Raw genomic sequence first — 15,562 nt, 5'->3', positions numbered from 1 at the left:
CATGCGCATCGTAGCAGGCCGCCTGGGCGGCCGGATTCTTAAAACTGTGGAAGGCGAGGGCTACCGCCCCGCCATGGGCAAAACCCGCGAGGCCCTCTTTTCCATGCTCGCCGCCCGTGGACTTGTATGGTCCACGGCGCGGGTGCTGGATCTTTTCGCGGGCAGCGGCAGCCTTGCCTTTGAGGCCATCAGCCGTGGCGCGCCGCATGCCCTGCTGGTTGAAAATTCCGTGCAGGCCATGCGCTGTCTTCAGGCCAATGTGGAAACGCTGGGCGTGCAGGCCGAAACGGGCCTTGTCAAAGACGATGTGCTCAAGGTGCTCAAGCGCCCGCCGCAACAGCCCTATAACCTGGTTTTTATGGATCCGCCCTACCGCAAAAAGCTGGCCGAACCGGCCCTGCGGCTGCTGGCGGCCCACCGCTGGCTCACGCCCGGAGCCTTTGTGACTGCGGAAATTGAAAAAGAGGCCAGCTTTGCCGTTCCCTCCGGATTCACCCTGGAAACTGACAGACTGCTGGGCCAAACCCGCATCTGCATCTGGATAGCGTCATGAAAATAGCCATGTATCCCGGCACGTTCGATCCAATGACCAATGGGCACCTCAGCCTCATCCGCCGGGGTTGCGAAGTTTTTGACCAGCTTATCGTGGCCGTGGCCGACAACACGCCCAAGCGCCCCCTGTTCAGCCATGAAGAGCGTGTGGCCATGGCCCGCGAGGCTCTCAAGGACGAACCCAAGGTCATTGTGGAACCCTTTTCCGGCCTGACAGTGGAATACGCCGCTCAGCGCGGGGCCTGCGTTCTGCTGCGCGGGCTGCGCGCCGTCTCGGATTTTGAATACGAATTCCAGCTGGCCCTCATGAACCGCCGCCTGCAGCGCCATATCCAGACGGTCTTTCTCATGACCGACTACCAGTGGCTGTTCATCAGTTCCACCATCGTCAAGGCGGCGGCCAGCCACGGTGCGGACATCAAGGGTCTTGTGCCTGAAAACGTGCGGCTGGCGCTTATGGAAAAATACGAAAAAGGCGAGGTTGCCCAGGCCACTCCCTGTCTTGCCCCGCCGCACAGTGGCTTTCGCACCTCGTAACAGCCGGATGAGACCCATGCGGAACACGCATACCAACAGCGGGGCGGCACAGGCTGCCCCGCTGCCTGTCATATGTCTTGCCGGGCCCACAGGATCGGGCAAGACTGCCGCCGCGCTGGCCATGGCCGACGCCCTTGGCGGCGAGGTCATCAATGCGGACTCCCGGCAGGTCTATGCGGATTTTCCCTGCATAACGGCGCAGCCCACGGCTGAAGAGCGCGCCCATTGCCCGCACCACCTCTACGGCTTTTTGCCCACAGCGCAAAAGATCAGCGCGGGCCGCTGGGCCGATCAGGCCACAGCGCTTGCCCGCGACATCCTCGACAGGGGCAAGACGCCCCTCTTGGTGGGCGGCACTGGGCTGTACTTCAACACTCTGCTGCACGGCACAGCCCAGATTCCTCCAGTGGATCCTGCCCTGACCCAGGCCCTGACCGACCGCCTGGAAGCCGAAGGCGCGGCCCGCCTGCACGCCGAACTGGCCCGGGTGGACCCGGAATACGCTGCCCGCATCCATCCCAATGACCGCCAGCGCATCGTCCGCGCCCTTGAAGTGCGGCAGGCCACTGGCAAACCCTTCACCTGGTGGCACCAAAACGCCATGAGCCCCCCGCCCTGCGCCGGGCCGCTGCTGGTGCTGGACGCGCCCCTCACATGGCTGGAACCCCGCCTGGCCCGCCGCCTGGATATGATGCTTGACGCAGGCGCCATGGATGAGGCCCGCGCGGCCCTTGAGAACTGCGACGACGACGGCGCGCCCGGCTGGTCCGGCATCGGCTGCGCCGAGGCTCTGGCCTTTCTGCGCGGCCGCCTGAATTTTGAAGAATGCCGCTCGCTCTGGCTGCGTAACACGCGCGCCTACGCCAAGCGGCAGCTCACCTGGTTTCGCGCCCGCAAGGAAGCCCTCTGGCTGCCGCCGGAAGATGTGGCGGGCGTGGTTGCAGTCGCGCGCAGCCGCTGGGCGTGATAGAGCAATAGTAGCTTGAAATACCTTGTGGGGAGGGACCCTTTTGAAAAAGGGGCTCCTCCCCCACGCCCCCTTTCCCTAAAACATTTATCGTATTCTGGCAGAGCGCAGTGGCAGTTCTGATCTGAAATGGGGGGGCAGAGCCAAAGTCTTCCTGAAATGCGGCAACCGCTCAAACGGCGGCAACTCCACTGACGTCACGGTTCAAAATTCCCTTGCGCATGCAAGCTGCCAACACAAAAAAGCGGCCCGCTTCAGACAGTCTCGTCACGAGATGACTTTTCAGTTATATCCAGGAGAACAAGCCAGTTATGCAGGGAGTGCACTCTTATGGCACTCGACCGGAATAAAAGGCGAAGTTCGACGCAGAAATAACTGAAAAGGCGCTCGTGACGGCACTGTCTATAAAGCGGGCCGCCTGCAAATTCTTTACTTACTTTCCGCACAAAAAGCTGTACGGCACACACGCCTACGACGCGGCTTCCGACCTGCTCAGTGACAGAAATTCGTGCTGGTCGGGATCATAGTATTCCATCTCGCCGGATTCGATATGGTAGAGCCAGCCGTGGATATGCAGGTCGCCATTCTCCACCTTTTCCCTGACGTAAGGATAGGTGAGCAGGTTTTCGATCTGGAAGACGATGGAGAGCTTTTCCGTTAGACGCAGCAGCCTGTCCTTGTCGGCGTCTTTGCCAAGCGCGAGCAGGGCAAGTTCCTTGGCCTTCTTGCCAAGAGAAAGCCACTTCTTGGTGTGAACGAGCTGTTCGCCGCTGATTTCCTTGTACAGGGCCTCAATGGCGCCGCAGTAGGTATGGCCGCAGATGATGATCTCTGAAATATCCAGAGTGGTGACGGCGTATTCTATGCCTGAGGCCATGGCGTGATAGTCTTCGTCCGGCTTGTGGGGAGCCACGAAGTTGCCCACGTTGCGCAGCACAAAAAGCTGGCCGGGAGGAGCGTTGGTTATAAGCGAGGGGATAACTCTGGAGTCGGCGCAGCCGATAAAGAGCGCTTTGGGATGCTGGCCGCTTCTGACAAGTTCCAGAAGCTCGGTTTCATTCTTTTTGAAATAGTTTTTTTGAAACAGTTCATTGCCCTGCAACAGGCTTTCAACACTCTTCATCAACGATCCTCCGTTATCGGTCAGGAGCTGCCGGCTCCATAGCCATATCCACAAACAGGCGGGCATAAAGCCGAACGCGCCCTTTCGACAGACCGGGTCTGGAACGGCGGCGGGCCTCGTGCCTGCGGATAATTTCGTATAATACCCTATCCCCTTGGGCGTAGAGCATCTTGAGGTGCAGGTCAAGAGCCGCCAGCCGTCACCGCCGCCCTGCCCTGAACAGTCACGCCACACGGCGCCAAACGCATAAAAATAGCTATAATTTACAATATATTATAAAAAAAATTAATGACTTGGTGAAAATTTTGCTTTGCCGAAATCTGCTTCCATAAGTCTTTTTCTCTCTGCTTGCTGCCGCTGCAGCAGCGGTTTTTTTGCCCTTGCAAAAAAAATTTCAAAAAAACTCGCAGTCATGTGCCCTAGTGCGCAAGCGGCCCTCATATTCACCATAACGCTTTGATTTGGCTTTTATTGGCGGAACGAATTTAATGAAAATTTTCCCAATCTCCTTGTTTTTCCAAGCATGAGAAGCCATTCCAAGACTGGCCCCTCCTTGACGTGTCTTGCAGCCTGCGATACCGTTGCAATATCTGCGTGTTTGCCCCCCGCAGGGATCGGCGGGGCCGGAGGATCCCGTCGCCAGGCGGCGGGTTTGGGGTAATGTCTGAATGCAAAAGGACAAGCACATGAGGAACGGCACATCACTGCTTCTGCTGGCGGCTATCGCCCTGGCTGGCGCGGCGTGTCTTACGGCGCTGGGAGCTGGTTCGGCAAAAGCCGCAGCCTTGGAGCCAACAGACAGCGGCGCGCCATCGGCCATAGTCATGTTTCCGGTCGGCGACAAGCCCAATCCCAAGGGCTCGGCCATGAAACCCGTGGTTTTCAACCACCTTATCCACGAAAAAAAGGTTGAGAACTGCGAGACCTGTCACCACACGGGCGACCCGGTGGCCTGTAGCACCTGTCACACCGTGGAAGGCAAGGCCGAGGGCAATTTTATCACCCTTGAAAGGGCCATGCACGCCACCAACATCGCCAAGCGCGCCAAGGGCAATACGCCCGTCAGCTGCGTGAGCTGTCATGAGCAGCAAACCAAGGAAAGGCGCGAATGCGCGGGCTGTCATGCCATTGTCACGCCCAAGCGCGACCAGGCGTGGTGCGCCACCTGTCACAATGTTACGCCGTCCATGACGCCGGAACAAATGCAGAAGGGCATTAACGGAACGCTTCTGCCCGGCGACAACGAAGCTCTGGCAGCCGAAACCGTGCTGTCCCAGAAGCCCGCTGCGCCTGTTTCTCCCATGCTGGCCCCCCTCAAGGTGGTCATCGACTCTCTGGCCGACAAGTACGAGGGAAGCAACTTCACCCATCGCCGTCACCTTACCTCCCTCATGGAAGGGATCAAGGACGACAAGCTGGCCCAGGCTTTCCACAATCAGCCTGAACTTCTGTGCGCTACCTGCCACCACAGAAGCCCGCTCTCTCTCACGCCTCCCAAGTGCGGCAGTTGCCATGCCAAGGAGATCGACAAGGTCAATCCTGGCCGTCCCAACCTCATGGCCGCCTATCATCTGCAGTGCATGGGTTGCCATAAGGGCATGAACGTCGCGCGTCCCAGAGATACCGACTGCACCACCTGCCATAAGGCCGCGCCCAAGAGCGCCGACTAGCATGGAGTAAGAATATGAAACGCAGAACATTTCTGACCATTCTGGGGAGCGCGGGCGTGGTCTCGGCCCTTGGCACCGCCAAGGTAGCCCAGGCTGGCCCCCACACCTTCCCATATTACGCTGACAGTTACGGAGTGCTGCACGACACTACCCGCTGCATTGGCTGCCGCAAGTGCGAAGAGGCCTGCAACAAGGTCAACCACCTGCCCAAACCCAAAAAGCCCTTCAGCGACCTTACGGTGTGCGACACTACCCGCCGCACCACTGAATACCAGTGGACCGTGGTGAACAAGTACAAGGTGAACGGCAAGGACGTATTCCGTAAGTTGCAGTGCTTCCATTGCAACGACCCGGCCTGCGCCTCTGCCTGCTTTGCCAAGTGCTTCTCCAAGCACCCCAACGGCGCGGTGCACTACGACGGTTCGCAGTGCGTGGGCTGCCGCTATTGCATGATAGCCTGCCCCTTCTACGTGCCCGGCTTCCAGTACGACGAAGCCTTTGACCCCCTGGTGCAAAAATGCACCTTCTGTGAGCCCCTGCTCAACGAAGGCAAGCTGCCCGGCTGTGTGCAGGCCTGTCCCAAGGACGCCCTCACCTTTGGCCGCCGCAGCGATCTTATCCGCGTGGCCCGTGCCCGCATGGCTGACAACCCCTCCAAGTACGTCAACTACATCTACGGCGAAACCGACGCCGGCGGCACCGCATGGATGGTTCTGAGCCCCGCAGTGGGCCAGGCCGCCGCCGCTGTGCCGGTGGACGACGCGCCGCTGGCTGGCGACGAACTCAAGCAGCTTGGTCTCAACACCCACCTCGGCAACCGCCCCATGGGTGAACTGACCTACGGCGCGCTCGGCGCGGTGCCTATGATCGTGGCCTTCTGGCCGGTGCTCTTCGGTGGCGCCTACGCCATCAGCAAGCGCCGCGAAGCCATGTACAAGGCTGAAAAGGACGAAAAGGTCAAGGAAGCCCGCGAAGACGTGGCCGCCGCCGTTGACGCCGCCGTGCGCAAGATTGAGGAAACCCAGGGGCCGGGTGCTGCCGACACGGCTCGCCGCGCCATGACCGAGGCCCTCAAGGCCCGGGAAACGGAGTGCAAGTGTCACGGGGAGGATAAGTAAATGTCGCACCACAGCATAGTCATTCCTACCAAGGACAAGCTGTTCAACCTTGGCGAGTTCTTCAGACCTACGCCGGGCAATATCATTACCGCCATCATCCTGTCGGTGGGCCTGGTAATCACCATTATCCGTTTTACCATGGGTATCGGCTCGGTCACCAACCTGAGCAACACCCAGCCCTGGGGCCTGTGGATCGGCTTTGACCTTTTGTGCGGCGTGTCGCTCGCGGCAGGCGGCTACTTTACCACCGTGGCCTGCTACATCATGGGCATGAAGCAGTTCCACTCGGCAGTACGCCCCGCCATCACCACAGCCTTTCTTGGCTATGGTTTCGTGGTTGTGGCTCTTCTGTACGACCTGGGCCATCCGCTGCGTCTGCCCTTCATGTTCTTCTTCCCCGGCACCACTTCGGTTCTCTTTGAAGTGGGCCTGTGCGTCGCCACCTACGTTACGGTGCTGCTCATCGAGTTCTCCGTGGCGCCTATGGAATGGCTGTCGTCCAAGTACCCCTTCCTGCTCAAGTGGCGCAAGGTTGTGGTGCAAGCCACCATCGTGCTCACCATCTTCGGCGTGACGCTGTCCACCCTGCACCAGTCCTCGCTGGGCGCGCTGTACCTCATTGCGCCCGAAAAGCTGCATCCTTTGTGGTACTCGCCCTTCATGCCCATGTTCTTCTTCGTCAGCTCAATGGCTGCCGGGTCTTCCATGGTCATTTTCGAAGGCATGTTCGCTCACAAGGGCCTGCACCACTACATGGATGAAACCCATTTGCGTGAAGCTGACGGCGTTATTTTCAGCTTTGCGCGTGCGGCTTCCTTCATCCTGTTCGCCTACTTCATGCTCAAGGTCATTGACATGCTTGTGCAGGCGAACCTGCCCTACGTCTTCTCAGGCTATGGCGCATGGTGGCTTGTGGAAATACTGGGCTTCGTGCTGCTGCCCGCCCTGCTCTACGCCAAGGGCGCGCGTGATCGCAACGTGACCCTGTGCCGCATTGCCTCGGTCAACGCGGTGCTCGGCATTGTCATGAACCGTTTCAACGTGTCCATGATTGCCTTTAACTACAATCTGCCCTCGGCGGAACGCTACTTCCCCAGCATCTGGGAGTTCTGCATTTCCATCTTTGTGGTGACGATGATTGTTACCGTGTACCGCTTTATCGTCTACCACATGCCGGTGCTGTACGAACACCCCGACTTCAGGGATGAGCACTAGTAGCCAATCCGAAAGAGGAGAATACTATGGAATTCCATACTTTTTACGATTACTTCCTCTATACGAAGAACTGGGCTTACACCATGATGTTCGTGGTGCTGCCCCTCTATGTAGTGTACTGGAACTTTGTGCTGTTTCCCCGCAAAAAGGGTCGTAACGGCGATTCAAAAGGGCACTAGGCCATAACAGGGTCTGAATCTGCCTGAACTTCGCAGGGGGCGGCGTCGCAAGCGCCGTCCCCTGTCATTTGGCAAGGCTTTTGCCTCATGCGGCATATGCCCGACCTTTTCCGAGTCCGCCTTTTTCTGAAGTCCGCTTTTTGTCGATGTCGCCTGTTGCTGCGGTCCACTGTTTGCAGCTCTTGGCCCTTGCTGACGACCGGCTGAGCGTGCGGATGCACGGCGCTGGCCGCCGTGCCGTCCGTTTGCCAGACAGCCGCGAGCTGTGGCGGCAGCCGTAAGGCAACAGCCGAACGCATTCACGGCAGGCATGCTCTAGCGACTGGGGCGGCAGCGGCAGCCGCAAGGCCACGGGCAAGCGCTTTTCCGGCACAATTTCTGGCGGCGGTGCAGATCACACGCCTGCCGCGTTCGCTGCCGGATGTCGCCGCGCTGTCACTCGCAGCGGACATGCAGACCCTTTGAAATGATCACAGCCTTACGGGTAGTCCGCTCTCGCGGAACCAAGGCACATTGTGAACAATTGCAGAGCGCATTGCGCCTTGCAAAGGCTTGCGCTATAGTTGGCTGCGTAGTGTGGCTTCGGCGCGTTTGCCATAACGCATTTATGCAGCCATGAGCGGGGGGTTGACGTGCGAAGATTTTATCAAGAAAGCTGGCAGGGAATTCCATTCACATCCTTTTCGCATATCTCCTTTTTCCATTTGGCGGAGCCCAAGTTTTACGCCGTATTTTATGAAGAGCTCTTTCGCCGGTTCAAGAATTGGGACGATCTGCCCGCCGTATGGCGCGAAAACAAGCGCAAGGATGCACGCTGGCTTATCGGACAGTTGCGCGACCAGCTCGCCAGGGAAACCCAGCCGCGCACCGAGCCTGTGCGCGTGCTTTCCATCGGCAGCGGCGTCGGCTATATGGAAAAAATCCTTCTTGAAGAGCTGCCCGAGCTGGAACTGCACGTCAACGAGCCCAGCACCGTGGGCATGAAGTGGCTGCGCCAGCACATTCCCAGCGAGCGCATCTACATTGGCCTGCCCCCGGCCTGTCTGCCGCCGGACGTTCACTATGACATGATATACCTGTCCACAGTGGACTACGGCATCCCCACGCGCGAATTCACCCATCTGCTTCAGGAACTCCGCGCACAGCTTACGCCCGGCGGCGAAATCATTCTGCTGTCCGCCTCGCTGCTGGAAGAGGATTCCTTTATCGGAAGCTTCGTCAACGCCATCAAGATTTTCATACGTGGCGTTCTGCATTACCTTGGCATACGGCGTCAGCAGTTCTGGGGCTGGCGGCGCACCCGCGATGAGTACCGCCAGATATTCAAGGTGGCAGGACTGACGGAAGTGAAGGACGGCTGGCTTCAGGACGGCTTTGAAACGTACTGGATTCGCGGGCGCTAGCGGGCTCAGTTCTGCCTGCGGGTTCTCTGCCCGCACACGCTGAACGGTGGAGACGAGGCGGGATACTCCCGCACGACTGCTCCCCCAAAAAGGGCATATTCAGCATCTTTCCCACGCATATCCAGCCAGAAACACAAGAATTTCCATAAAGAAGGCCGTGCCACAACCGCACGGCCTTTTTTATGGAAAACGCTCCATCACATGAAAAAACAAAAACAATGGGCTTAGAACATTTTCACTTTAAAATTGCTCTGGCGGCTGCGTGAGCAGATGCGCAAGCGCAGCTTCAGCCGTTGCCCGCAGGGTTTACGGATGCTTCAAGCGTGGTGACGCAGGCTTAAAGCGCTGTGACGCAGGAAACTACGCTTGAAGACAGCCCGCATAACAACACGGTTTGCCCATACAATCGCTGTCGCCATCCGTAAGCCCTTCGGGCAACGGCTGCCGCGAAGGCAGCACCGCTATTTCTTTGCGTGGTTCCGCGCCGAAGCGGGCGTCTTGGAAGCATTGAGAATGGATATTCTCAATGCAAAAAGGCTATAAACAGTGTCGTCACGAGATGAATTTCCAGTCATATCAAGGAGAACGAGCCTTTTATGCAGGGAGTGCACTCTGACGGTACTCGACCGGAATAAAAGGCGAAGTTCGACGCAGAAATAACTGGAAAGGCGCTCGTGACGACACTGTCTGGGGGGGGGCGTGGGGGAAGGCCCCTTTTGCAAAAGGGGCCTTCCCCCACAAAGCAGTTCAAAGGTAAAAGGCTCTAACGGCTGCCAGCCTGCGGCACTATACGCCGCATGCCTCCGCGCCGTGCCGACCGTACCAGACGATCTGGCGGTACAGGTCGGGCGAGGTGTCGCCCTCGGTGCTGAAAAGCAGCACGCGCGAAGAGTCGTCCAGGCCAAGGGCCTGCCGTACCTCCTCCATTTCGGGAGCACGCATCACATGTTCCAGAGCCCCCAGAGGGGCCGCGCCGGATTCGCCGCTGCATATGGCGGCATCGCCCTGCAGGGGAGCGGCGAGAATGCGCATGCCGTTGGCAGCCACGGTATCGGCGCAGGAAAGCGCGGCCACGGCCCTGTCGCGCAAAATGGGCCAGCACAGGCTGCTGGGTTCGCCGCAGGCAAGCCCGGCCATGATGGTGCGCATGTGCCCAGCCACGGAATGGGCTGCTCCATCGGCGGCCATGAAGGAACGGTAATAGCAGTCGGCGGCCTGCGGCTCGACAATGACGGCCCTGGGGGCGCTATGCCCCATGGCTGAGACAAAATACCCGAGCACGGCGGCGGCAAAGGAACCTACGCCTGCCTGTAAAAACATATGCGTGGGCGGCTTTGCCCCGCTGTTCTGCCATTGCTCGTCCGCCTCCAGGGCAAGGGTCGTGTAGCCCTGCATGATCCAGAGCGGCACCTCTTCATAGCCGTCCCAGGCGGTATCCTGCACCAGCACCCCGCCCGAATCCGCAGCGTGCTGCATGGCAAGACGCACGGCATCGTCGTAGTTACACTCGGTTATGACGCACCCGGCACCGGTGTTACGGATGTTCTCCGCCCGCACGGGGGCCGATCCTGCGGGCATGAAAACCATTGCCTTCATGCCGAGCTGCCGGGCTGTCCAGGCGACGCCAAGGCCATGATTGCCGTCCGTTGCCGTTACAAGGGTCATGTCGCCGAGCTTCTCGCGCACGGCTGCCGACCGCAGCAGATCGGGATTCACGTCCTGCATGGGTATGTCCAGCCGTTGCGCCAGATAACGCGCCACAGCATAGGAACCGCCCAGAACCTTGAAGGCGTTGAGGCCAAACCGCCGGGATTCGTCCTTCACCTGAATTTCGGCCAGGCCCAGATGCGCGGCCAGGGCCTCCAGGCGCACCAGAGGGGTGGCCGCATACTGGCCGAACCCCTGATGGAATGACCGGGCCTTGCGGGCTTCTTCAGGGCCAAAAAGACTTACGTCCGCAGCCGTGGACGCGCTGGCGCGGCGACTGTTGGCGCCATAGCTGACTGTTTTCATGACGCCTTACCTGCGGCAATTGCCGGGCTCATCCAGATATCTCGACTATTCAGGGTTGGCTTCGCGCACAAAAAGATTGTACGCCTGACGGCTGCCCACGGCGGCATTATTGAGTTCCTCCCGCACGGGGTTGTAAAAGCCCTCGTCCAGTCCTCTTGCAAGCGCTTCTTTAAACCCGGCGGCCTGTTTGAGAAACTCGCGGTAGGCCCGCTCCACATCCGGCGAGGCGGGGAAGGGAGGACGCCCGGCATCGGCAAGGCTGGCGTCAAGCTTGGCCATTACCTGCTCCAGAGCCTCACGGTCGGGCTTTTGCGACATGAGCAGACCGGCTGTTCTGGAAAACAGCCCGAACACCCTTCTGGCGTCCAGTATCTGCCTTTTAAGCGGATGCCCGTAGAGCAACACTTCTTCCACAGATGAAGCCCGCGCTTCAACCGTGCCCATGTAGCCGCTGCGGGCGGCGGAAAAACGCTCGTAACTCTTCTCTATGCTGGCTGCCAGAGCCTTGCCCTTGACGCCGTCGTCACGAATGCTCTGGTCCTTCACATAGCGCTCGAGCAGGCGGTAGTCGGCGCGCATGCTGTCGAGGCTCTGGCGCATGTCTTCCACCCACTGCTCCATGGCGCGGACCTCATCCTCGCTGAACATCCCCTGCGGAGCCGCAAGGCGCGCAGCCAGAGGCTTGCCGTCGCTGCCATCCGGGCGTGGGGGCAGCATCCATTCATGCAGGTAGTAGCGCACATTGCCCATCATCACATCGGCCTGGGTAAAGTACGGGTTGGCAAGCGTGCTGGCGGCCGTATTATAGAAAGCCACCAGGGCGTCGGCTTCATCAATCTGCTCTTTTGTGGGCGGCGGCCCCTGCTCCTGAGGAGCGTTGCCAGTATCAGCGGAGGCGCTGGCCTCGGCGGCGGGGGCACTCCCCTCTGCGGCGGGAGCGGGCTGTGCCTGCTCCGTTTTTGCGGAAGATGCGGGGGCTTCTTCCTTGCTGCCGGAATCGCAGGCAGCCAGACACAGCACGCCAAGGCATACAAGCCAGATGTATAGTTTTTTCATCATAGTGTGTTTCGGCGGCGGACGCCCCCACGCACGTAGCGGGGAGGCGTCCGGGCATTGTTGCGGTTGCTGTTGGAGTTAAGGAAGCGCTGATTAAAGAGCCTCCTGGAAACGAGCAGTTATTTTGTTTGCAAGGCGTGATCTTTTTTTGAAGCAGGAGTGGACTCTTCCGTCCCCGACTGTTTCAAAAAAGGTGACGCAACGCCGCCAAACGAAATAAATCAGCGTTTCCTTAACGCGCCACGTGGGCCTTTATCCAATCATTGAGCCCGGTAAGGTCCGGCCCCCAGGGATAGAGAGACTCCGAGGCCGGTTTTATGTCCGGGCCCACACCGTAAAAAAGCGTGCCCACTTCTTTGGCCGCGTCGTGATCCGTGGGGGCGTCCCCCACCATAAGCACATCTTCCGGGGCCATAGGCAGAGGGGCCACAATCTGGCCCAGCAGTTTGGCCTTGGCCGGAGGCGAACCGTGAATGGACACGAAATACTGGTCAAGATTGCGCTCGTGCAGTACCGCCTGCACTTCATCATGGGGCGCGCCGGAGCACACATAGAGGGGCAATTTGCCCTTCCAGGTGTCCAGAACTTCCTGAATGCCGGGAATGAGCGGACAGCGGCGGACTTCGTCCAGGGCGTATTCCGCGAACAGGCGGCCCAGCCGTTCAGACTCTTCATCCGAAATTTCGCGGCCCAGCACTTCATTGTAAAACCATTGGAACTTCTTGTAACGGCTCACCCCGCCATGCCGCGTGTGGTACATCACAAAACGATCCTGGGCTTCCTGCCCGTGGGGCGCGGCGATACGCGCAAAGGCCCGTGTTTTCACGGGCACGCTGTCCAGTATGACGCCGTCGCAGTCAAAAACAATGCATTGCAATGCCATAACTATCCTTTTGCGGCCTGGGTTGCCGATCCGGCAACGGTTGCGTCGTTACTGCCCCGCATGCCGATGACCTTGGCAGGCACGCCGCCGACAATGGCGAAAGGAGCCACGTTACGGGTGACCACCGCCCCCGCGCCCACCACCGCGCCGCGCCCAATGCGCACGTCGGGCGTGATGACGCAGTTGGCCCCGATCCACACGTCTTCTTCAATAACAATCACGCCTGGCACGTGCCCCTGGTGCATTATGGGCACGTCCTGCCGGGCTATGCAGTGGTTGGCCGCCCGTATGACGGTGCCCGGCCCCACAGCCGTGTGCGCGCCTATTTCAATGCGCCCGGCATCGGCCCCCACATGCACAAAGGGCGAAAGGGCCACGCTGTCGTGCAGCACAAGCGTGCCGTCTGTGGCGGTAATAAAGCAGCCGCGCCCAAGACGCACATTGTCGCCAAGCGTCATGCCCCTGCACCCCGCAAGGCTCAGCCCCGTGCCGAAGCGCACCGAGCCGCAGCGGGCAAACATCCAGCGCCAGCCAGCCAGACGCAGGGCCAGACCCACCGGAGTGGGTATCCAGCCCAGCAGCGCCACCCACAGCTCTTCCAGCGCAGCCCCAAGCCGACGACGCCAGCCCGGCGCGCCATGGGCGGCTGGCGGCGTGGTTGCGCCGGGGCCAGCCTGCGCGGCTTGCCTTGCGGAAGAACGCGGGCCGGAAGAAAGCGGGGCGGAAGAAAGAGGAGAGGAAGGCGCAGCCAACCCGGTGGCCGACGCCGCCTCCGCACCCCGCCCCATGCCTGTTTTTTCAGACTCGGCCATTTACTTGCTGTATTCCTTCATAAGATCGTCGCCTTCCATAAGGCGCGCCACGCGGGCCAGATCTTCGGGCGTGTCCACGCTCCAGCTGCGGCAGTCAGTGGGGACCATACGCACTTTTTCCCCGTATTCGAGGATGCGCATCATGTCCACGGACTCATAAATTTCCAGGGGGCTTTCTTCCATTTCATTGAAGCGCAGCAGATAGTCGCGGCGGAAGGGAATGATGCAGACCTGCTTGCGCATGGGCACCTTGTCCGACCCCTTTTTGCGCGAGGGGATGGGCTCGCGCGAGAAGTACAGGGCGTCGTTAAAGCGGTCCACAACCACCTTGACTTCATTGGGATCTTCAAATTCCTCAAGGGTGTCCATATCGGCCATGAGGTTGGTGACGTTGATGCTGGGGTCTGTCAACATGGGGGCAATGGCGGCGTCGATCATTTCCGGGCGCACCATGGGTTCATCGCCCTGCACCATCACCACGATGTCGGCCTTTTTGCCCGTGGCGGCTTCAATCTTGAGCAGGGCTTCAGCCGTGCGCGTCGAGCAGCGCACGTGATGGTCGCCGGTCATGACGCAGTCCAGGCCCGCACCCTTGCAGTAATTTTCAATGATATCATCGCAGGTGGCCACATAGGTGGCGGAAAGGGTTTTGCTCATGGCCGTACGAAAGGCCACATGCCCGACCATGGGCACGTTGTGGATGAGGGCCAGAGGCTTGCCGGGGTAACGGCTGGACCCCATACGCGCGGGAATGATGGCAATGATGTTCATGCAACGGCTCCTTGTGTCCGTATAAAATTTTCAGATCCAGGCTCCGGTTCCGAAATCCGGCGGGGGCGACGTTCAGCGCCCCGACAACGGCGGATTCCCGTGAACCTCAATTCTTTGCCAGAAGCGTTTTTGCGGCGTCGGCAGCGCAGGCACGGATTCGCCTGCTCGCGGACATCCCGCAGCAAATGCTCTACCGCTGCACGAAAGAGCAGCGCGCCACAGCGTGGCGTGGATCCTGCCGAAAATCGTATTTGTCGGCAGAATGACGCCTTTGAAATATGAAGCTTTCAAAGGAGGTCGTATCTAGTCGTCGGTTGCCACGAGATACCCGCCCTCGGAGGCCAGTTCGGGGTGGATTTCCTTATGTTCTTCTTCCATCACGCGCAGTATGCCCTGCCCGAGGTCCACGGTCAGCGGCGGCACAAGCTTGCGCCCCACCTTGGGCATGAAGGCGTAAGGGGTCACCTGATAGTGGCCGCTGTTGGGGTCGTTCTGGTAATTGATGACCAGTTCCTTGCCCAGCATTTCGCCTATCATCTTGAAGAGGTCGCTGACCCGCATGGGCTGGTTGCCGGAGATGATGATGTTCTGGTTTTCAAACTCCGGCGCGAGCACGGCCAGGGTGGCGGTGCTCGCGTCATCCACATGCACGTATTCACGCAGGGCCGTGGGCGCGCCGTAGTAGGTGATGCCGCCAGTGGAAAGCGCTTCGTAAACAAAGCGGTTGATGGCGTTGCGCCTGTCCGACCGGGGGCCGTACAGCGAGCCGTATCGCAGGATGGTGTACGGCAGGTTGTGCATGGCCTGGTAGTTTTCAATATACAGTTCGCAGGACTGCTTGCTGCAACGGTAAAAACCGCCGGACTTGCCGTACACGTAAAGCGAGCTGGCGAAGACGTACCGCTTCACGCCCGCCTTGCGGCAGGCCTCAAGAATCATGACGTTGCCGACCACGTTGATGCGCGCCGTGTCCACCGGGCGGTTATTGGCCTCGCCAATGTCCGCGATGCCCGCGTAGTTGAACACCATATCCGCGCCTTCCACGGCTTTGAGCACTGTTTCCTCTTCAAGGATGTTGCCCGTGAGCATGGTCTGGTCGGGTCGCAACCAGGGCGAGGGATGCAGGTCCACAATGGTGACGTTATGCCCGGCCTCGGAAAGCTTGTCGCAAATATGCGAACCCAGGAATCCGGAACCGCCGAAAACAGTTATTTTCACAATTATTCTCCCTGGAGAATTTTCTTGATCATATGCGCGTCCGCA

At 59.6% G+C, this 15,562-nt stretch carries 15 protein-coding genes; 8 read left to right on the top strand and 7 right to left on the bottom strand.

Annotation, left to right across the window (positions count from 1 at the left end; translation table 11 throughout):
- Position 1: 1 nt before the first annotated feature.
- The 3 genes from rsmD to miaA are packed head-to-tail and all read left to right on the top strand — an operon-like array spanning position 2 to position 2,056.
- A complete protein-coding gene (gene rsmD / locus BCS36_RS04425) occupies positions 2-553 on the top strand; it encodes a 16S rRNA (guanine(966)-N(2))-methyltransferase RsmD (protein WP_291301700.1) in 552 nt (183 codons plus the stop codon).
- Positions 550-1,089, top strand: a complete 540-nt coding sequence (gene coaD, locus BCS36_RS04420; RefSeq protein WP_291301699.1) for a pantetheine-phosphate adenylyltransferase — start codon at positions 550-552, stop codon at positions 1,087-1,089. The genes rsmD and coaD overlap by 4 nt, the downstream gene beginning before the upstream one ends.
- Before the next feature lie 16 nt (positions 1,090-1,105).
- Complete coding sequence (gene miaA / locus BCS36_RS04415; protein ID WP_291301698.1) at positions 1,106-2,056, top strand: tRNA (adenosine(37)-N6)-dimethylallyltransferase MiaA; 951 nt, start codon at positions 1,106-1,108, stop codon at positions 2,054-2,056.
- A 469-nt stretch (positions 2,057-2,525) separates the two neighbouring features.
- Here the strand turns inward: miaA and BCS36_RS04410 are convergent, their stop codons facing one another.
- On the bottom strand, positions 2,526-3,179 hold the full coding sequence (locus BCS36_RS04410) for a carbonic anhydrase (protein ID WP_291301697.1): 654 nt from the start codon (positions 3,177-3,179) through the stop codon (positions 2,526-2,528).
- Positions 3,180-3,865: 686 nt separating this feature from the next.
- On the opposite strand from BCS36_RS04410, the gene BCS36_RS04405 reads away from it, so the two are divergent.
- From BCS36_RS04405 to BCS36_RS04385, 5 genes are all read left to right on the top strand, one after another.
- Entirely contained in the window at positions 3,866-4,849 is a 984-nt protein-coding gene (locus BCS36_RS04405; protein ID WP_291301696.1) for a nine-heme cytochrome c, read from the top strand.
- A 14-nt stretch (positions 4,850-4,863) separates the two neighbouring features.
- Positions 4,864-5,967, top strand: coding sequence for a 4Fe-4S dicluster domain-containing protein (locus BCS36_RS04400; protein ID WP_291301695.1), 1,104 nt, complete (start codon positions 4,864-4,866; stop codon positions 5,965-5,967).
- Positions 5,968-7,182, top strand: coding sequence for a sulfate respiration complex protein HmcC (gene hmcC / locus BCS36_RS04395; protein WP_291301694.1), 1,215 nt, complete (start codon positions 5,968-5,970; stop codon positions 7,180-7,182).
- Between the two features lie 26 nt (positions 7,183-7,208).
- A complete protein-coding gene (gene hmcD / locus BCS36_RS04390; protein WP_291301693.1) occupies positions 7,209-7,361 on the top strand; it encodes a sulfate respiration complex protein HmcD in 153 nt (50 codons plus the stop codon).
- 704 nt (positions 7,362-8,065) lie between these two features.
- Positions 8,066-8,764: a methyltransferase domain-containing protein gene (locus tag BCS36_RS04385; protein ID WP_291301692.1), complete on the top strand. Its 699-nt coding sequence runs from the start codon at positions 8,066-8,068 to the stop codon at positions 8,762-8,764.
- A gap of 786 nt (positions 8,765-9,550) precedes the next feature.
- Here BCS36_RS04385 and dpaL read toward each other — a convergent pair.
- The 6 genes from dpaL to BCS36_RS04355 all read right to left on the bottom strand — a co-directional run bounded on the left by dpaL (position 9,551) and on the right by BCS36_RS04355 (position 15,517).
- Positions 9,551-10,777, bottom strand: a complete 1,227-nt coding sequence (gene dpaL / locus BCS36_RS04380; RefSeq protein WP_291301691.1) for a diaminopropionate ammonia-lyase — start codon at positions 10,775-10,777, stop codon at positions 9,551-9,553.
- 45 nt (positions 10,778-10,822) lie between these two features.
- Positions 10,823-11,836, bottom strand: a complete 1,014-nt coding sequence (locus tag BCS36_RS04375) for a hypothetical protein (RefSeq protein ID WP_291301690.1) — start codon at positions 11,834-11,836, stop codon at positions 10,823-10,825.
- 229 nt (positions 11,837-12,065) lie between these two features.
- Positions 12,066-12,716: an HAD family hydrolase gene (locus BCS36_RS04370; protein ID WP_291301689.1), complete on the bottom strand. Its 651-nt coding sequence runs from the start codon at positions 12,714-12,716 to the stop codon at positions 12,066-12,068.
- A 2-nt stretch (positions 12,717-12,718) separates the two neighbouring features.
- The gene (locus BCS36_RS04365) at positions 12,719-13,528 is read right to left on the bottom strand and encodes a DapH/DapD/GlmU-related protein (RefSeq protein WP_291301688.1); all 810 of its coding nucleotides are present in this window, start codon (positions 13,526-13,528) and stop codon (positions 12,719-12,721) included.
- A complete protein-coding gene (locus BCS36_RS04360) occupies positions 13,529-14,299 on the bottom strand; it encodes a 3-deoxy-manno-octulosonate cytidylyltransferase (protein ID WP_291301687.1) in 771 nt (256 codons plus the stop codon).
- A gap of 303 nt (positions 14,300-14,602) precedes the next feature.
- Positions 14,603-15,517 (bottom strand): NAD(P)-dependent oxidoreductase, encoded by a 915-nt coding sequence (locus BCS36_RS04355; RefSeq protein WP_291301686.1) that lies wholly within the window; start codon positions 15,515-15,517, stop codon positions 14,603-14,605.
- Positions 15,518-15,562 lie beyond the last annotated feature (45 nt).

This window comes from Desulfovibrio sp. MES5, assembly GCF_002237645.1.
In the GTDB taxonomy this organism is placed as follows: domain Bacteria; phylum Desulfobacterota; class Desulfovibrionia; order Desulfovibrionales; family Desulfovibrionaceae; genus Desulfovibrio.
Note: the sequence above shows the minus strand (reverse complement) of the source record. Positions and strands in the feature narration are given on the sequence as shown.